The sequence below is a fragment of the Rhizobacter sp. Root1221 genome, assembly GCF_001425785.1.
Classification (GTDB): Bacteria; Pseudomonadota; Gammaproteobacteria; order Burkholderiales; family Burkholderiaceae_C; genus Rhizobacter.
The window spans coordinates 200490-217258 of the sequence record NZ_LMDI01000045.1 but is presented as its reverse complement, the minus strand read 5'-3'; the positions used below and the strand labels follow the sequence as shown (position 1 = coordinate 217258).

Annotated in this window: 17 protein-coding genes; 5 read left to right on the top strand and 12 right to left on the bottom strand. The window is 67.5% G+C overall.

The features are described from left to right. Positions 1-65: 65 nt before the first annotated feature. Complete coding sequence (locus ASC87_RS25235) at positions 66-866, bottom strand: SDR family oxidoreductase (protein WP_056669373.1); 801 nt, start codon at positions 864-866, stop codon at positions 66-68. A gap of 74 nt (positions 867-940) precedes the next feature. Between ASC87_RS25235 and ASC87_RS25230 the strand changes: the two genes are divergently transcribed. Next, complete coding sequence (locus tag ASC87_RS25230) at positions 941-1507, top strand: MarR family winged helix-turn-helix transcriptional regulator (RefSeq protein ID WP_235582282.1); 567 nt, start codon at positions 941-943, stop codon at positions 1505-1507. A 59-nt stretch (positions 1508-1566) separates the two neighbouring features. Here ASC87_RS25230 and ASC87_RS25225 read toward each other — a convergent pair whose 3' ends face one another. From ASC87_RS25225 to ASC87_RS25185, 9 genes are all read right to left on the bottom strand, one after another. Further along, positions 1567-2766 (bottom strand): hypothetical protein, encoded by a 1200-nt coding sequence (locus tag ASC87_RS25225; RefSeq protein WP_056669371.1) that lies wholly within the window; start codon positions 2764-2766, stop codon positions 1567-1569. 189 nt (positions 2767-2955) lie between these two features. Next, positions 2956-3912: a PDR/VanB family oxidoreductase gene (locus tag ASC87_RS25220; protein WP_056669368.1), complete on the bottom strand. Its 957-nt coding sequence runs from the start codon at positions 3910-3912 to the stop codon at positions 2956-2958. Beyond that, positions 3909-4937: an aromatic ring-hydroxylating dioxygenase subunit alpha gene (locus ASC87_RS25215; protein WP_056669364.1), complete on the bottom strand. Its 1029-nt coding sequence runs from the start codon at positions 4935-4937 to the stop codon at positions 3909-3911. The genes ASC87_RS25220 and ASC87_RS25215 overlap by 4 nt, the downstream gene beginning before the upstream one ends. Before the next feature lie 20 nt (positions 4938-4957). Continuing rightward, the gene (locus ASC87_RS25210; RefSeq protein WP_056669362.1) at positions 4958-5731 is read right to left on the bottom strand and encodes an SDR family NAD(P)-dependent oxidoreductase; all 774 of its coding nucleotides are present in this window, start codon (positions 5729-5731) and stop codon (positions 4958-4960) included. Continuing rightward, complete coding sequence (locus tag ASC87_RS25205) at positions 5728-7587, bottom strand: feruloyl-CoA synthase (protein WP_056669359.1); 1860 nt, start codon at positions 7585-7587, stop codon at positions 5728-5730. Before ASC87_RS25205 ends, ASC87_RS25210 begins: the two co-directional genes overlap by 4 nt. Next, positions 7584-8399: a crotonase/enoyl-CoA hydratase family protein gene (locus tag ASC87_RS25200; protein ID WP_056669356.1), complete on the bottom strand. Its 816-nt coding sequence runs from the start codon at positions 8397-8399 to the stop codon at positions 7584-7586. The genes ASC87_RS25205 and ASC87_RS25200 overlap by 4 nt, the downstream gene beginning before the upstream one ends. Further along, positions 8396-9964 carry an acyl CoA:acetate/3-ketoacid CoA transferase gene (locus ASC87_RS25195; RefSeq protein WP_056669354.1) on the bottom strand — a complete coding sequence of 523 codons (1569 nt, stop codon included), beginning with the start codon at positions 9962-9964 and terminating at the stop codon, positions 8396-8398. The genes ASC87_RS25200 and ASC87_RS25195 overlap by 4 nt, the downstream gene beginning before the upstream one ends. Beyond that, the gene (locus tag ASC87_RS25190; protein ID WP_056669352.1) at positions 9961-11202 is read right to left on the bottom strand and encodes a thiolase family protein; all 1242 of its coding nucleotides are present in this window, start codon (positions 11200-11202) and stop codon (positions 9961-9963) included. Before ASC87_RS25190 ends, ASC87_RS25195 begins: the two co-directional genes overlap by 4 nt. 253 nt (positions 11203-11455) lie before the next feature. After that, complete coding sequence (locus tag ASC87_RS25185; protein ID WP_056669350.1) at positions 11456-11908, bottom strand: MarR family winged helix-turn-helix transcriptional regulator; 453 nt, start codon at positions 11906-11908, stop codon at positions 11456-11458. Positions 11909-12115: 207 nt separating this feature from the next. Between ASC87_RS25185 and ASC87_RS25180 the strand changes: the two genes are divergently transcribed. From ASC87_RS25180 to ASC87_RS25170, 3 genes are all read left to right on the top strand, one after another. Next, entirely contained in the window at positions 12116-12829 is a 714-nt protein-coding gene (locus ASC87_RS25180; protein ID WP_082568923.1) for a putative quinol monooxygenase, read from the top strand. A gap of 21 nt (positions 12830-12850) precedes the next feature. Next, on the top strand, positions 12851-13243 hold the full coding sequence (locus tag ASC87_RS25175; RefSeq protein ID WP_056669345.1) for a DUF1330 domain-containing protein: 393 nt from the start codon (positions 12851-12853) through the stop codon (positions 13241-13243). 734 nt (positions 13244-13977) lie between these two features. Next, positions 13978-14511: a hypothetical protein gene (locus ASC87_RS25170; RefSeq protein ID WP_157604346.1), complete on the top strand. Its 534-nt coding sequence runs from the start codon at positions 13978-13980 to the stop codon at positions 14509-14511. Between the two features lie 120 nt (positions 14512-14631). Here ASC87_RS25170 and ASC87_RS25165 read toward each other — a convergent pair whose 3' ends face one another. After that, positions 14632-15720, bottom strand: a complete 1089-nt coding sequence (locus tag ASC87_RS25165; protein WP_056669339.1) for a DUF3616 domain-containing protein — start codon at positions 15718-15720, stop codon at positions 14632-14634. 158 nt (positions 15721-15878) lie between these two features. Between ASC87_RS25165 and ASC87_RS25160 the strand changes: the two genes are divergently transcribed. Continuing rightward, a complete protein-coding gene (locus ASC87_RS25160; RefSeq protein ID WP_056669336.1) occupies positions 15879-16154 on the top strand; it encodes a zf-TFIIB domain-containing protein in 276 nt (91 codons plus the stop codon). A gap of 39 nt (positions 16155-16193) precedes the next feature. Here ASC87_RS25160 and ASC87_RS25155 read toward each other — a convergent pair whose 3' ends face one another. Then, complete coding sequence (locus ASC87_RS25155) at positions 16194-16739, bottom strand: DUF4256 domain-containing protein (RefSeq protein ID WP_056669333.1); 546 nt, start codon at positions 16737-16739, stop codon at positions 16194-16196. Between the last annotated feature and the right edge of the window lie 30 nt (positions 16740-16769).

Here is a 16769-nt window from a genome sequence, read left to right as displayed (position 1 = left end):
GGCTGTCCTTGGAGGGAAATGGAAACTGGAGAAACGGGAAGAGGCGCGACGTTCAGCCGCAGGCATCAACCGATGTTGTAGCGAGGAGCCGGCGTTCCTGCCTGGGTGCTGGCGAACAGCTCGGTGCGAGCGGCCTCGTACTTCTCCCACAGCGTTGCATCGGCGACCGATGGCCATGTGACAGCTTCGCCCTGGTCCAAGCCCGCGAGCGCTGCATCGACCATGTGCTCGGTCGTCATCAGGGCACTCTTGTTGAGGGCAGCCAGCGGAACGCCCGACAGATCCCAGAGTTCGGTGGCAGTGGACGCGGGCAAGACCAATTGAACCTTCACCCCGGTTTCGGCAAGTTCTTGCTGCAGGCCTCTGCTGTACTGCAAGACGAAGGCCTTGGTGCCGCTGTAGACGGCGCTGATGGGCAGGGCATGGACCGCCAGGACGGACGCGATGTTGATGATCACGCCGTGGTTTCTCTTGATGAACGCAGGCACCACGGCCTGGGTCAGACGCGTCAACGCGGTGATGTTGAGTGCGATCTGCGAAAGTGCGTCATCTGCAGACCTCTGGGCAATCGTTCCCAGGCGCGCGATGCCGGCGTTGTTCACCAGGACATGCACATCTTCGCGAGTGGACAAGATCGTCTCGACGCGTGCCAGGTCGTCGTCTTGGCTCAGATCTGCGACCATCGGTTCGGCGTTGATACCGTGGGCCTTCGCGAGCTGCGTGCAGAGCGCTTCGAGGCGATCAGCGCGCCGGGCGACAAGGATGAGATCGTATCCACGTGCAGCGAGGCGATCCGCATAGACGGCGCCGATGCCGGACGAAGCCCCGGTGACAACGGCGACTTTCTTGGAAGTGGGACTTGTCATTTGCTGGTTTCCGTTAAAATTGAGTGCTCAACTAAAAAGGTTGAGGGCTCAAATGTAAGGTCGATTCCCCGAGGGTGGTCGATCGTGCGGTACTCAACCATTTTTTGATCATGGGAATTACCACAAAACGCGTTGATGCGAAAAGCAGCCCGGCTGGACCGGCCGCATCTGAGCAGGACCTCTTGGGCGGACGGGTCTGCACGAACTCAGCGCTGCGCCTCGCGGCGCGCAGGCTTGGCCAGCTGTACGACGAAGCGCTGGCGCCGCTGGGCCTCAAGGCCACGCAGCTCGCGCTGATCATCGAAATACACCAGCTCACGGGAGCCGATCAGCAAGGACCGGCGCTGCAGGATCTGGCGAGCCGGCTCGCCATCCAGCTTTCGGCCCTGACCCATGCGCTCAGGCCGCTGGTGCGCGATGGCATCGTCGAGTTGCGCCACGACGCCCAGGACCGGCGGACCAAACACGGCGTTCTCACGCCGCTTGGCAAGACCCGGCTTTCAGAAGCAATGGTGCGCTGGGCCGCAGCGAACGACAGGGTGGAGGCTGTTCTGGGCCCTGCGTCGGCCGCGAGCTTGAGGGCTCTGGCCGATCAGGTAGCCTCCGACGCGTTTCTGGTCGCATACAACGCGGAGAATTGACCTCCGGCCTCGTTGGCTGCCTTGGGCACTGATCGCCGCGGAGCGTGAGCCCAGGGTCGTCAGGGCGCGGCGCGGTACCACGGAGCCGGGTGTCGACAGGTCGACCGGCTTAGCCGCGGCAGGCACCACATCAGCAGCGGCAACGCGAGCAGCACCGCCACTGCCGTCAGCCCCGGCTCAATGGTGTCGAACCGGCGGTAGGCCAGCGCCTGCAGGCCCCAATACACACCTACCGCGGCCAGACCCGCCAGGGTGCAGGTTGCGCCGCGCCGCAGCGCGCTGGCGCGATCTGCCGCGCCTTGCATGGCCGTCGGCAGCCGGGTGCGTGTGAGGCCGAGCATCACCAGCACGACGACGATGGGCGCATGGCCGATCGCGTCGAGCACGCCGAAGACCGGGATCGCGGCCAGGAAGGGGACGAGCAGCACCCAGGCGGAAAGCTGCGCGCCGAGGCGGCCGAAGACCAAGGCATACGCCGCGCAGAACTCCACCCAGCCGGCCGCGGCCATGAAGAAGGCCGGCGAGAACTCGCCGCGCGCGCCGCGCAGCTGCTGGTTCAGCACCTCATCGCTCCACCAAGGGTAGAGCCACTTCTCAGCACCGGCCCACATCAGCGTGATGCCTGTGCCGACGCGCAGCGCCGCGAGCGCGAGCTTGTTGTATCGGCCGCGGCCCAGCGAGTCGATCGCGACATACGCCGCCGCGGCCAGGAACACCGGATAGTCGAGCAGGTGGAACCATCCGTAGGCCGCCATCGCCGAACCGTACAGCACGAAGATGCCGATAGCGCCGAGCCAGGCCGAGGGCCGCCACATCAGCGTCACCGCAATGCCCAGCTGCAACATCGGCACCCAGGGCCGCAGGGCGTGCAGCTCGGGTGTCAGGAACACCGGGGTGGCGCCGAAGTACAGCACGGCAATGCAGAAGAATGCCGCCAGCCCGAACCGCAGCAGGCGCGGCAGCGAGGCGGCGCTGCGCGCATCCAGCGCATCGGCGAACGCGAGGGCCTGCGAGCCGGTGCGGGACAGGCGACTGTCGAGCAGCGCCGCGGCGGCCATCACCAGCAGGCTGATCGCGCCGAGCAACAGGAAGTCGGCCGACGAGATCACCTGAAGTGGCGACAGCGGCGGAATGGCGCAGTCCGCATCACGCGAAAACCACTTGACATGGGCGGAGGCCGGGCCGGCGGATGTGACGGCCAGCACGGCAATCGGCGCGTGCGCGCGGGCGAGGAACGGGGAGGCGGCGCTGTACTGCATATGGGGTGGCCCCGGTTGTCCGAACAGAGGAATTGATTTCCTGAGTGGAGCCCCACGGGTCAGGCATGGCGTGACCGACCAGATCGCATGCACCCGAGCGCTGGTCGACGACGCCACTCCGGTGCGTCGCCCTGTGTCGTGCTGTCCCGGCCGCCGTGCTCGATGACGGCGGCGCGATATCTCATGCGGTCATGCCAGGTCCAGCACAAGCCTTTCACTGCACGAGCGCGAGCAGCAGGGCGTGAATTGATCGTTCGCGGCCTGTTCTTCAGGTGTCAGGTACAGGTCGCGGTGCTCAGGGGCACCGGCCAGCACTCGCGTCAGGCAAGTGCCGCAAACGCCTTGCTCGCAGGACGTGAGCAGGGGCACCCCGGCGGCGATGAGGGCTTCGGCGGCAGTCTGGTCTGCCAGCACGGGGATCACGCGACCGGAGCGTGCAAGTTCGATCTCGAAGGCGCGGTTCTCGCCCGCTGCGGGCGGCTCGGCGCCGGCGAAGAACTCGTGGTGAATCTGCTCGTTGGGCCAGCCCTGGCGTTTCGCCGCGTCGGTCACCGCGTCAATCAGGCGCTTGGGGCCGCAAACGTGGACATGGACGCCGGCGTACTGCGCAGCCAGCAATCGCTCCACGTCCAGGCGGGTGTCGCCGACGTGGAAATAGACCGCGTGGGCCCAGGTGCTCGCCTCGATCTCCGCGCGGAAAGCCATGCGCTCCACGCTGCTCGCCGCATAGTGCAATTCGAAATCGCTCCCGTCGCGAGCGAGCTGGCGGGCCATCGCCAGGATCGGGGTGATGCCGATGCCGCCGGCGATCAGCAGGCTGCGGCCCGCGTGCGCCGCGAGCGGGAAGTGATTCTTCGGTGCGCTGACTTGCAGCACCTGCCCCGGTGCCAGTTGCTCATGCACCGCCCGCGAACCGCCGCGCGACTTGGCGTCGAGCAGCACGCCGAGCACGTAGCGGTGGGTCTCGGCAGGATCGTTGCTGATCGAGTATTGGCGGACGAGGCCGCCGGGCAGGTGGACATCGAGATGGGCGCCGGCCGAGAAGTCGGGCAGGGCGCCGCCGTCGGCGGCCACCAGGGTGAGGGCGCAGATGTCCCGCGTGGCGGACTCCTTGGCCGCGATGCGAACGGTGAGCAGCTCGTTCATGCCTGGGCCGCCATCACGCGCTCGATCACCTTGCGCGACTGCACGCCGCCGCCGTCGATGTTGAGCAACAGCAACTGGCGTTGCGGCCAGGCCAGCAGGTTCTGCTGCTGGCGCTCCAGCATCTCCTGGTCCTCGGCAAAGATCTTGCCCTGGCCCTCGCGGATCTGGGCCGTCAGCGCCTCGTCCTGCGGCTTGAACTTGCGCGCCATGCCCCAGAAGTAGTGGATGGACGTGTCAGTCTCGGGCGTGATGAAGTCCACCACCCAGCTCGCCGCCTTGACGGCGTCGGGTGCCTCGTAGCCGCCTTGGCCCGCCAGCGCCACGCCCACCTCGATCATGATGTGGCTGGGCGGCGTGAAGTGGCAGATCTGCCAGCGGTCCACGGGTTGGTCGTCGGGCAGGCCGTTCATGCGCAGGGCCATCTTCCAGAACGGCGGCGCCTCGATGCCTTGCATGTAGCGCTCGGTGATGACGTGGTCGCCTTCGACCCGCGTGCTGCAGGGGATCTCGTCGATCTCCTTCTGGCCGATGCTGCCCGAGTGCACGTAGGTCTCGTGCGTGAGGTCCATCAGGTTGTCTACCATCAGCCGGTAGTCGCAGGCAATGTGGTAGAGCCCGCCGCCGTAGCCGAAGGCGGGGTTGCCCAGCCATTCAAAGGCCGGCAGCTTGGCCACGTCGGCCTGCGCGGCTTCACCCGGCCAGACCCAGATGAAACCGTGGGCCTCATGGACGGGGAAGCTGCGGATGGCGGGGAAGCCGCGCACACGCTGGCAGGGCATGGAGACGGTCTTGCCGTCGCAGCCCATGGCCAGGCCGTGATAGCCGCAGACCAGGGTGTCGCCGGAGACGCGGCCGAGTGACAGCGGCGCGCCGCGATGGGGGCAGAAGTCCTCCACCGCGCTGACGCGGCCGGCGCTGTTGCGATAGAAGGCCATCGCGTGGTTGCAGACCTTGCGGCCCAGGGGTTTTTCGGTGCCGACCTCGTCGCTGCGGGCGGCCACGTACCAGGCGTTGGAGATGAACATGGGATCGAGTCCTTTGAGGGTCAGCGCGGTGCCATGCGCAGCGCGCCGTCGAGGCGGATGACTTCACCGTTGAGGTGGCCGTTGTTGACGATGTGAGCCGCGAGCGCCGCGAACTCCTCCGGCAAGCCGAGGCGCTTGGGGAAGGGGATGGAGGCGGCGAGGGACTGCTGTACCTCCTCGGGAAGCTCCTTCATCAGCGGGGTGGCGAAGAGGCCCGGCGCGATGGTGCAGACGCGCACGCCGAACTGCGCGAGGTCGCGCGCCAGGGGCAGGGTCATGCCGACGATGCCGCTCTTGGAGGCCGAGTAGGCCTCCTGGCCGACCTGGCCGTCGAAGGCGGCGACCGAGGCGGTGTTGACGATGACGCCGCGCTCGCCGTCGGCCAGCGGGGCCAGCGCCACCATGCGGCTGGCCGCCAGGCGCGTGACGTTGTAGGTGCCGATGAGGTTGATGCGCACGACGCGCTCGAAGTCCTCCAGCGGGGCGGGCGAGCCGTCGCGCTGCACGATGCGCTTGGCGCCGCCGATGCCGGCGATGTTCATCAGGATGCGGGCCGGGCCGTGGGCGGCCGAGGCTGCATCCAGCGCGGCCGTGACGGAGGCGGCGTCGGTGATGTCGCAGCGCAGCGCCAGCGCGCGGTCGGCGCCGATGTCGGCGGCCACGCGCTGGGCGCCGGCTTCGTTGATGTCGAGCAGGGCGACGCGTGCGCCTTGCGCGGCGAGGGCGCGTGCGACGGCTTCGCCGAGGCCGGAACCGGCGCCGGTGACGAGGGCGGTTTGTCCAGAGATGTTCATGATGGTCTGCGGTGCGGGGTGATGACGTCGGGATGGCCCGCGGGGGCCTCGTGCAGCAGTTCGACCAGGGCCGCGCGGCGGCTCAGCACGGCGCGCTGGTTGATCGAGCCTTTGTCGGTGATCTCGCCGCCGTTGATGGACGGCGGCTCGGCGAGCAGCAGCAGCCGGGCCGGGCGGTTGGCGCTGCCGGTGCCCTGCGCCCAGAGCTGGTTGGCCAGCGCCTGGAAGAAGTCGCGCACGGCGCCGTGCGCCAGGATCTCGGCGGCGCTGGCGCCGTCGGGCAGGCCGGCCAGGCGGCAGGTTTCGTTCAGGCGCGGCACGATCAGCAAGCCGATCTCGTCGCGTCCGAGGCCGGTGACGACGGCGTCGTGCACGCAGGGGAAACCCAGCGCGACCACGCGGGCGCGCAGCGGGCCCACGCTGACGAAGGTGCCGGTGGAGAGCTTGAAGTCCTCGGCAATGCGGCCGTCGAACATCAGGCCCTGGGTGGGGTCGGCCGGGTCGGTGGGCCGGACGGCGTCTCCGGTGCAGTAGTAGCCCTCGTCGTCGAAGGCCTCCTGCGTCAGCTCGGGCTCGCGCCAGTAGCCGGGCATCACGTTGGGACCGCGAAAGCGCACCTCGGCCTTGTCGCCCGCGGGCACGAGCTTGACGTCCACGCCGGGCACGGGCCAGCCGATGAAGCCGGCGCGGGCTTCCTCGGGGATGGCGAAGGTGCAGGTGGGGGCGGTCTCGGTCATGCCGAGGCCGGCCGCGAGGCGGATGCGTTCACCGCCGGCGGCTTCGGCGAGCTGGTTGAAGGCGTCCAGCGACTTCTGCGAGAGCCCCGCGCCGCCGCATTCGGCCAACTGCAGCCGGCTGAAGAAGTGGTCGCGCAGTGCGGCGTCGGCTTGCAGGGCGGCGATGAGCTCGTCGAAGCCCTTGGGCACGTTGAAGAAGATCGTGGGCGCGACCTCGCGCAGGTTGCGCAGCGTGGCCTCGAAGCGGCCCGGAACGGGCTTGCCATCGTCGATGTAGAGGCTGCCGCCGTTGTAGAGCACGATGCCGAGGTTGTGGTTGCCGCCGAAGGTGTGGTTCCACGGCAGCCAGTCCAGCACCACGGGGGGCTGCTCGGCCAGGAAGGGCATGGCCTGCAGCGTCATCTGCTGGTTGGCGCACCACATGCGCTGGGTCATGACCACGCCCTTGGGCGCCTTGGTCGAGCCCGACGTGAACATCAGCTTGACGATGGTGTCGGGGCCGACTCGGGCGTGCGCGTCATCCAGCGCCGGCCCGGGCGCCGTGTCGAGCAGGTCGGCGAAGCGCTCCGTGGCGCGGCCTTCGCGCCCGCCCGCGCCCAGGATGACGCGGGTGTCGGCGTCGACGGCGGCGTCGATGGCGGCTGCATAGCTCGAGTCTGCCGCATAAACCGCGCCCGGCGTGACCTTGGCGAGGATGTGGCGCAGGCGGTCGAAGTCGGTCGAGATCAGCGAGTAGGCCGGCGAGATGCTGACGCTGGGAATGCCCGCCCACATCGCGCCCAGCATCAGGCTCAGGTGCTCGAGGTCGTTGTCGGAGAGGATGACCAGGGGCCGCTCGACGCCCAGGCCACGATCCAGCAAGGCCTGGCCGAGGGAGCGCGCGCGCGCCATCATCTCGGCATAGCTGATGCGACGCCAGCCGCCATCCGCACCGCGCTGGGCCGCCAGCAGCCGGTGCGGCGCGGCCTGGGCCCAGTGCGCCAGGCGCTCGCCCAGTTGCGGGGGATAGGCCGCCAGCGCCTCGGCCGAGCGCAGCACGAATCCGCCGTCGGCGCGGTGCTCGACGCTGGCATTGTTCAGGCAGCCGCCGATGGCGACTTGGCGGTAGCGCGGTTTCATGCTTTGACGACTTTGGGCGTGCGTTTTTGCAGGAAGTCCTGCAGCCTCTGCTTGGCCACGTCGTCGCCCTGGGCGATGGCCGCCATCAGCGACTCCATGAAGAGGCCGTCGGCCTGCGACAGGTCGGCGATGCGCGGCAAGGCCTGCGTCACGGCGAAGTTGGACAGCGGCGCGTTCTGCGCGATGCGCGCGGCCAGCTCGATGGCCTTGGCGACGGCCTGCCCGGCCGGCACCGTGTACTGCACCAGGCCGCGCTGCACGCCTTCCTGGGCGTCCAGCACGCGGCCGGTCAGCATCATGTCGGTCATGCAGGCCACGCCGGCCAGGCGCGGGATGCGGGCCGAGCCGCCGCCGCCCACGAAGATGCCGCGCTGGCCCTCGGGCAGGCCAAAGTAGGCGGTGTCGTCGGCCACGCGGATGTGGGCCGCGGCCGCCAGCTCCAGGCCGCCGCCCACGACGGCGCCGTGCAGCGCGACGACGACCGGCGCGCGGCAGAACTGGATGGCGTCCATGACGACGTGCCAACCACGCGAGTGCAGCACGCCCTCGGCCACGCTGCGCTCGCACAGGTCCGACAGGTCCAGGCCGGCGCAGAAGTGATCCCCTTCGCCGCTGATGACCAAGGCCGTGGTCGACGCCGGCAGGTTGAGCAGGGCGGTGTGGAGCTGCCGCATCAAATCTTCGTTGATGGCATTGCGCTTGGCCGGGCGGTTCAGGCGCAGATGCGTGACGGCGGCGGCATGCTCGATGCGCAGCAGCTTGAGTTCGGCCAGCAGGCCGGTGGCGGGGAGGAAGTCGGTGGTGGCGTTCATGCGTGGGTCGGGGTAGAGAGAGCGGCGGCCAGGCCGCCCCAGTGTTCGCGGAAGAGGCCGGCGTCCATGGTTTTCACGTCGCGCATCAGCGGGCGGAACTCCATCTGGGCCAGCACGTCACGTTCGAGGTCGATGCCGGGCGCGATCTCGGTCAGCTCCAGGCCATCCGGGCGCAGCGCGAACACGGCGCGTTCGGTGACGAAGAGCACCTCCTGGCCACGGCGTGCGGCGTCGCGGCCGTTGAAGGTGATCTGCTCGACCTGCTCGACGAACTTGCGGGAGCGGCCTTCCTGGCGGATGTTCAGCTGGCCGTCGGCGACGGCGAGGTCCACGCCGCCGGCCGTGAAGCTGCCGCAGAACACCAGCCGCGGCGTGGTGGCCGTGATGTTGATGAAACCGCCGCAGCCGACGGGCCGGCCGTTGAACTTGCTGACGTTGACATTGCCGTGGCGGTCGGTCTGGGCCAGGCCGAGGAAGCTGCAGTCCAGCCCGCCGCCGTCATAGAAGTCGAACTGCGAGGACTGCTCGATGATGGACTCGGCGTTGTAGGCCAGGCCGAAGTCGCCGCCCTGGGCCGGCACGCCGCCGTTCACGCCGCACTCCACGCTGAGGCTGAGCAGCCCGGCCACGCCTTCCTCGGCGGCCACGCCCGGGATGCCGGCCGGAATGCCGATGCCGAGGTTGGTGACGGCGCCGGGTTGCAGCTCCATGGCGGCGCGGCGGGCGATGACCTTGCGCTCGTCCAGCGGCAGGGCCGGCACGCTGCCCAGCGGCACGCGCACGTCACCGCTGAACGCCGGGTTGAAGGCGGTGGTGATCGTCTGCAGGTGGTTCTCAGGCTTGGCGACGACGACGTAGTCCACCACCAGGCCGGGCACCTTGACGCTCTTGGGGTGCAGGCTGCCTGCGGCCACGACGGCCTCCACCTGGGCCACGACGATGCCGCCGCAGGCCCGCGCAGCCTGGGCCACGGCGAGCTGGTCCAGCAGGATGCCTTCCTTGTCCATGCTGAGGTTGCCGCGCTCGTCGGCATAGGTCGCACGGATGAAGGCGACGTCGATGTGGGGCGTGGGATGGAAGAGCCACTCCTCACCGTCGAACTCGACCAGGCGCACCAGGTCTTCGCGCGAGGCGGTGTTGAGCTTGCCGCCTTCCAGGCGCGGGTCCACGAAGGTGCCCAGGCCCACCTTGGTCAGCAGGCCCGGCGAGCGGCTGGCGATGTGGCGGGTGAGGCTGCACAGCGAGCCCTGCGGGAAGTTGTAGGCCTCGATCTCGCCGGCGTGGACCATGGCCATCATGGCCTTGCCGGTCTGCCCGAAGTGCCCGGCGACGACACGCTTGACCATGCCCGGGTGGGCCAGGTGGGCCATGCCGCCGCTGCCAGCGTTGCCGATGGCGCCGCAGGCCCAGGTGGTGAGCTGGCTCGGATGGCCGGTGGCGAGGAAGTGGCGCTCCAGCCCCTGCAGCACTTCCTCGGCCAGGCCCATCATGGCCAGGCCGCCGAGGAAGAGGGTGGCACCGTCCTTGACGAGGGGGCCGACCTGGTCGGCAGTGATGATTTTCATGCTTGGGTGTTCTCGATGAGCAATGCCATGCCTTGGCCGCCGCCCACGCAGGCAGAGACGACCGCGTAGCGGCCGCCGCGGCGCTGCAGCTCGCGCGCGGCCGTCAGCGTGAGGCGGACGCCGGTGGCGGCGAGCGGGTGGCCCAGCGCGATGGCGCCGCCGTTGACGTTGAGCCGGTTCAGGTCCAGCCCCAGTTCCTTCACGCAGGCCAGGGTCTGGGCACCTTGGGCCTCGTTGATCTCGAAAAGGTCGATGTCGGAGAGCTTCAGCTCGCAGCGCGCCAGCAGCGCGCGGATGGCCGGTGCCGGGCCGATGCCCATGATCTCCGGCGGCACGCCCGCCGCCGCCGCGCCGCGCAGCCGTGCCAGCGGTTGCAGCCCGCGGTCACGCACCTGCGCACCCGAGGCCACGACCACGGCGGCCGCGCCGTCGACGAGGGCTGCGGAGTTGCCCGCCGTCTGCACGCCGCCTTCATAGACCGTGCGCAATGCAGCCAGCGTGTCGAGGGGCGAGGGGCGCGGATGGGTGTCGCGATCGGCCGTGGCCACCTTGCGGGGCAGCTTGATGCCGCGCGGCTCGTAGCCCGCGAGTTCGAAGCGCTCGGTCGTCACCGGCACGATCTCGTCTGCGAAGAAACCCTCGGCCTGTGCGCGCAGGGCGCGCTCGAAGGAGGCCGCGGCGTAGGCATCCACCTCGGCGCGGGTGATGCCGTACTTCTTCGCGAGGTTCTCGGCCGTCTGGATCATGGAGACCTTGGCGGCGGGGTCGTCGAGCGCCTCCCAGAGGAAGTCCTTGAACTCGACCGGCGCGCCGAGCTTGAAGCCACCGCGGTGGGTGTAGGCGCAGATCGGGTTGCGCGACATCGACTCCGCGCCCACCACGAGCGCGAGGCTGGCGTAGCCGAGCGTGATCTGGTCGGCCGCCTGGCGAATGATCTCGAAGCCGCTGCCGCAGATGCGCTGCACCAGGATGGCCGGCACGTCGATGGGCACGCCCGCATACAGGCCGACGTGGCGGGGCAGCATGTAGGCGTCGAAGGAAGCCTGGGCCATGGAGGCCGTGACGACCGAGTCGATGGCGCTGCCCGGCACGCCGGTGCGCTCGAGCGCGGCGCGGGCAGACTTGATGCCGAGGTCGATGGGCGAGACCTCGGCGAGCGCGCCGCAGTAGTCCACCAGCGGCGTGCGCGCGCCGCCGAGAAGCCAGTGGTCGTCGAAGCGGGCTGAGAAGTCGGGCATGGTGGGGTTTGCTTGAGTTTGATGGGCCTTTAATGATTAACAGTATTAACTAAATTGGAGGATCGAACCCTAGGGTTTACACGGATCGTGTGGGCCTCGGGTTCGTGGATTTACCATGTTCATCGGATGGATTTACCCATGCGACAGCGCACCAGGGCAACGATTCCGCGTTGTCGTGGTGCGAGGAAGAAATGGTTCCCAAAGAAAACTGTTCTGGCCCGGGCTGTTCAGCGTAGCCGCGGCCGGAACGCGCTCAGCGCGCGACCTTGGCCAGCAGCTCCTGCAGCAGCAGTCGTTCGCCCTCGGTCAGGGAACGGTCGAGCGCTTGCTCGGCCTCCCGCAACGCCGCGAGGCTTTGCTCGGCGAGGCGCTCGCCGTCGGGCGTGAGTTGCAGGTGCAGCGCGCGGCGGTCGTTGGCGTCACGTTCGCGCACAACCCAGCCGCGCTCCTGCAGGCGGTCGAGGATCAGCGTCATCTGCGGCGCCGGCACCCGCAGCAGATCGCACAGGCGCTTCTGCGTGGTGTTGCGGTTGGAGAAGATCAACTGCAGCAGCGTGAACTCCACCGGCCGCACGACCAACGGCTCACCCACCCCTTGGCTGAACAGCTGGTTCGTGGTGACGGCCGCCCGTGCGATGGCGTAGCCCAGCGTGTGGGCCAGGCGGGACTGGTCGAGGGGAGGGGACTTCTCGCGCGACGGGCTCATGGGTGCGCAGGATGATAACCCCGGCCTTCTCTTGAAATTGACGCCGGTCTTGAACTGTTCGACGCCGACCGTCCAAGTGGCGATGCGCTGGGCGAGCGTTGCCAGCACAGAGACTGCAGACGCAGGAGGATCAGGCAAGGTTTCGATTGCATCGCTCTATCCACGAGGCTGCCGCGCGTCACAGAATCCCTGGCATCGACGTCACGCATGGCAATGAAGCTCCACACACTCCTTCCGCTGGGCGCGCTGATGCTCGGCTTGTTCTTCCATCCCGCCTCGCCGGCCCAGGAGAAGCGCATGCCATTCGTGCGTCTCGCGGACCTTCAAATCGATCCGGCCCAGTTCGACGCATTCAAGCGCGCGGCAATCGGGCATGCCGAGGCCTCTCTGCGGCACGAGCCCGGCGTACTCGCGTTGCATGTGATTGCAGAAAATGGCAACCCCGCGAAGATCCGCGTCTTCGAGATGTATGTGGATGCGGCGGCCTATGAGGAACATCGGCGCACGCCGCACTTCCAGCAGTTCCGCGCCACGACCGAAGCGATGACGACTGCCCGCGCGCTGTTCGACACGGTGCCCGTGCTGCTGGGCACGAAGTCGTCGCTGCCGCCGAACCCGGTCGTTCGCACGGCCGATCTGGAGATCGATCCAGCCCGACTCGACGCCTACAAGGCGGCGGTGTCTGAAGAGATCGAGGCTTCGATTCGCGTCGAGCCGGGGGTCGGTGCGATCTACGCGATGGCCCTGAAGGATGCCCCCCATCAGATCCGTTTCATCGAAATCTATGCCGATGAGAACGCCTATCTGTTGCACCGCGAAACGCCGCACTTCAAGAAATACCTGGAAGTCACCCAGCCGATGATCACCGGACGCAAGCTCGTGGAGGCGACCGTGCTGATCGTGGCCACCAAACCCCGCTGAATGCCCGGGTAGAGGAATCCGATGAAGCCCAAGGGAACACTGTGGATTGCGGCCTTCGCCGCGCTGGTCGTGCCGATGCGAGTCGCGCACCCGCAGCCGTCACCGACGGCCACCGCTCCGGCGTACTACATCTCCGAATTCGAACTGACCGACGCCGAGGGCATCAAGCCGTACAGCGCGGCCGTCGAGTCGACGTTCACGCCATTCGGTGGGAGATACGTGGTGCGCGGCGGACAAGCCAAGTCTCTTGAAGGCGACGCGACCAAGCGCGTGGTGATCATCGCCTTCCCGAGTTTCGAACAGGCGCAGGGGTGGTACGACTCTCCGGCCTACCGCGCGATTCAGCCCATCCGCCACCGGTCCGCCAAGTCCCGGGTCTATATCGTGGAAGGGCTCCGACCGGAGCCCAACTGACCGTCCCGAAAAGAGGCCCCCCGGCCGGCGTGTTGATCGAGGACCCGAAGGTCGAACCGACGCCGCCTTGACCAGAGAGAGAGCGAGTCCATGAACTTGCGGCTCGTGCCGCAATTCACCACACCGCGACACTGCATAAATGGAGACGACAGATGGGGTGTTTTCCGAGCAAGGCGTTGAGCGGGCGGGAGGCCCGGCCGCTCAGCGACGGCAGTTCACAAGTTCCGAGTTTGTCCGGCAACCCGTCGCGCGCGACTCACTCGCCGTCGGCGACACAGCAAGCTGATTCCTCCGCCCTGTCTCCACTGAGGTCGAGGCCTCCGATGGAGCCGGCGGCTGCGAAAGCTGTCATGGCACCGCGAACCCGTCTGTCGTCACGCATGGGTGCGGCTGACAATGACACGCACGGGACAAGCGTCTCGGGGATTCAGCCTTTTCCTTTTGCGCAGTTGCGAGCCCGGTGTGCCGCGTTCTGTGATGGTGGGAAGACAGCGGTCAACTATGTTCCACCCATGCCGGAAGAGGTGCAGGCATACCGAACATGGATTTCCGATACGGCAACCGCAGCTGGAAGCGGGCAGCACCCTACCGCAACGCCACCCGAAGGTTTTGTCTTGGAGCCGTTCTCTTCCAGGTACTGGATTGCGCATGAGCATCCAGATCACAGAAGGGGCGCGGGCGCGGTCATCTTTCGGCTTGGGGACGGCCCCTCGTTACTCCTCGAGACGCCTCACGTGTTCTTCGATCGCGGCACGATGGACTTGGGTATCCGCGCTCTTGAAGTACTCGACGCGCGGGCACTGCTCATCAACACCGTCCACAGGAATCGCGCCTTGATGCAAGATGGCGTCGGCACCAGTCCCGCTCCCGGTGTCGTCTCCCCCTCTGACGCTGCCAACGCAACGCCAACGTTCTTTCTCGCAGCGCACGAGGCGCTCATTGCCGACGGGGGCGCCACGCTTCAGCTGCACGGATTCAGGGACGAGAAAGCGCCGCAGGCATCCGTGATCGTCAGCTCGTCAGGAACGAATGGGCGAATTGACATCGGCGCCTTGCGCCAAGTCGTACATGATGGCGTGCGCGTCTTTCCCGAGGAGATCAACATGCTCGGTGCGTTGAGGAATGTCGAAGCGCGTGCCTGCCGCGAACGCAAACTTCCATTTGTACACGTCGAGATCGCCAAGTCGCTGCGCGACGAGTTGGCCTCCAGCGACACACTTCAGCGGCGTTTCCTTGCTGCCCTTGCGCCGGTCCAGTCTCCTGACTGATTGAGCAGCTTCCTCGATTTCCTGGCCGCGCGCCTGGGCGAGGCGCCGGAGGCCTCCAGCCAGGCGACCCCGAAGCCCGTCTGATCCTGCTCCTGCAGCGTGCTGCGGTTCAGTCCTGGGTCAATCACGGCGCAGGAGATCGCCAAGCACCACATGCTCGGCAGGACGGCGCTGCGACCCGGGCGCATCGTATAGCACCAGCCAGTTGGACAGGCCGGGCGCAAGCCCGGCCGGCACTTCGCAGAATGCCTCGGCGCGATCATGTCCGGGTGTGTGGGGAAGGTCGACCGGATCGACGAACCCATGCTCGAACCGCACGGCCTGCCGGTTGTTCTTCAGCGTGCGGCGAGCGTCGGTCCAGCGAAACAGCCTGATGTCCCCGTCCAGCACCATCGTCGGGCCCGCCAGGATGAACAAGTCGCCGCCGTCGAAATGGAGGTCGCGCACGCCTAAGCCGCCGAGTTGCAGGAAGTGCTTCTTCAGCAGGGTGCCTTCATCGTCCAGCGGGGCCAGGCGCAACCACTGGCCCTGCGGTTCGACGGCAATCTCGAGCAACAACGTCCACCCCCGCAGCACGGGGCCGCGCAGGCCCAGCAGGAGCCGATGGCCGTCGACGGCGAGTCCCTCGATGTCGAAGCCATTGTCCTTGCCGGGTATGGCCAGGAACGGTGCGACGTGGGGATCGTCCGCAAGGAGATCCATCAACGCATTGCGTTCAACACCACCTTTCAGGCGCAGCGCGTGGCGCCCATCGGCGGCCTCGCGAACAAGGCGCGGGGTGCCATCGCTGCCCGTCTCGATAGGAACGCGCGCGAGGAGGCGCCGGTTGCCGTCCAGTTCGATCCGGGTCAGCCGCTTCGCGTTGGCGATGTCGTCCTTCTCCGCTTTTGCGTTCTTGCGCTTCAGCCCGTGGGAGCCGACGAGCCACAGCCAGCCATCGCAAACGGCCATGCCTTCCAGGTCGGCTTCGTCATCCGGCCCGCCCGCGAGATCCAGCACGGTGGACAACGGGAACGAGTGCGTCTGGACATAGCGAAGGATTTCGCCGCCGACAGGCTCTCGACGCTGAAGCAGTTCCACGGCGGCAGACTCGTCTCCGACCAGCCACAACCAATCGCCGCTGAACGCTGCGCCCGAGAGGTTGATCGAGGCCAGGCTGTCTGCGCCGAATTCGAGCCGAAGGGCGTGATGAAGGTGGGTATGCGGCATTTCAGTGCATTGCCTTGGGCGTGACGTTAAAGGGCAGCGATCGATGGCGCGCAGCAAAACCGGCCGCATTCACCGGAACTCTCCGCTCCCCCTCGACTCACATCACCCGTCGGAGGCTCGTACGCCGATGTCTCGACTCAACCTCAAGGAGTGTACAAATGAAGTGCCCGGTGTGCCCCGAAGCGACCCTTCTCATGTCCGACAGGCAAGGTGTCGAGATCGACTACTGTCCCAACTGTCGCGGCGTCTGGCTCGACCGGGGCGAACTCGACAAGCTCATTCAGCTGTCGGGCCGCCAAGAGGTGCCGGTGGACGTGCCCCGGAGCCCCGCGGGCAGAAGCGCCCCCCGGGATTTCCGCGATTCCGATTTCGGCAAGCACGATCGAAGCGGCGGCTATCGCAAGAAGTCATGGTTGAGTGACATCTTCGATTGACCGGCGAGGGCGATGCGAACACAGGCCAGCCATGGCATCTCACACGGCAAGCGAGCCGCGGAAGCCCCTGCTGGCATAGTACGACTGGGCCCCGTTGTGATACACGAACACGCGGCCGTAGCGGCGATCGCAGAAGAGCGCGCCACCCAGCGATCGAACGTCCGGTGGCGAGGCCACCCAGCTCGAGGTCTTCGTGTCGAACTCGCCGAGCTTCTGCAGCGCCCGGTACTGGTCCTCGGTCAGGAGGTGGATGCCCATCTCGCCGGCCACATCCATCGCACTGCCCTGCGGCTTGTTCTCTTTCCTCGCGTCCAGCGCCGCGGTGTCGTAGCAGAGGCTTCGACGACCCACCGGGCTCTCCGGCGCGCAATCGCAGAACACGATGTGGCCGGCCTCCTGGTCATGGCCCACCACGTCGGGCTCGCCGCCCGTGGCTTCCATCAGGCCCAGCGGCTTCAGCGCCTCCGGATGGCGTTCAAGCCGCGCCGCCACAGCAGCCCATGCGATCCCTTCGTGGCGATGCATGTTCTTCTCGAACCGAGACTTCAGGGCGTCGAGCAACCCAGCGCGTTCTTGTGCGTTCATGTCGATGGCCGTTTCTTGTACAGCGGGTTT

What these genes read in the sequence shown, in the direction of transcription:
- ASC87_RS25190 (WP_056669352.1), bottom strand. Translation starts at nt 11,202, where the DNA reads ATGCCCGACTTCTCAGCCCGCTTCGACGACCACTGGCTTCTCGGCGGC.
- ASC87_RS25195 (WP_056669354.1), bottom strand. Translation starts at nt 9,964, where the DNA reads ATGAAAATCATCACTGCCGACCAGGTCGGCCCCCTCGTCAAGGACGGT.
- ASC87_RS25225 (WP_056669371.1), bottom strand. Translation starts at nt 2,766, where the DNA reads ATGCAGTACAGCGCCGCCTCCCCGTTCCTCGCCCGCGCGCACGCGCCG.
- ASC87_RS25235 (WP_056669373.1), bottom strand. Translation starts at nt 866, where the DNA reads ATGACAAGTCCCACTTCCAAGAAAGTCGCCGTTGTCACCGGGGCTTCG.
- ASC87_RS25175 (WP_056669345.1), top strand. Translation starts at nt 12,851, where the DNA reads ATGAAGCCCAAGGGAACACTGTGGATTGCGGCCTTCGCCGCGCTGGTC.
- ASC87_RS25200 (WP_056669356.1), bottom strand. Translation starts at nt 8,399, where the DNA reads ATGAACGCCACCACCGACTTCCTCCCCGCCACCGGCCTGCTGGCCGAA.
- ASC87_RS25210 (WP_056669362.1), bottom strand. Translation starts at nt 5,731, where the DNA reads ATGAACATCTCTGGACAAACCGCCCTCGTCACCGGCGCCGGTTCCGGC.
- ASC87_RS25180 (WP_082568923.1), top strand. Translation starts at nt 12,116, where the DNA reads ATGGCAATGAAGCTCCACACACTCCTTCCGCTGGGCGCGCTGATGCTC.
- ASC87_RS25215 (WP_056669364.1), bottom strand. Translation starts at nt 4,937, where the DNA reads ATGTTCATCTCCAACGCCTGGTACGTGGCCGCCCGCAGCGACGAGGTC.
- ASC87_RS25205 (WP_056669359.1), bottom strand. Translation starts at nt 7,587, where the DNA reads ATGAAACCGCGCTACCGCCAAGTCGCCATCGGCGGCTGCCTGAACAAT.
- ASC87_RS25165 (WP_056669339.1), bottom strand. Translation starts at nt 15,720, where the DNA reads ATGCCGCATACCCACCTTCATCACGCCCTTCGGCTCGAATTCGGCGCA.
- ASC87_RS25220 (WP_056669368.1), bottom strand. Translation starts at nt 3,912, where the DNA reads ATGAACGAGCTGCTCACCGTTCGCATCGCGGCCAAGGAGTCCGCCACG.
- ASC87_RS25185 (WP_056669350.1), bottom strand. Translation starts at nt 11,908, where the DNA reads ATGAGCCCGTCGCGCGAGAAGTCCCCTCCCCTCGACCAGTCCCGCCTG.
- ASC87_RS25155 (WP_056669333.1), bottom strand. Translation starts at nt 16,739, where the DNA reads ATGAACGCACAAGAACGCGCTGGGTTGCTCGACGCCCTGAAGTCTCGG.
- ASC87_RS25160 (WP_056669336.1), top strand. Translation starts at nt 15,879, where the DNA reads ATGAAGTGCCCGGTGTGCCCCGAAGCGACCCTTCTCATGTCCGACAGG.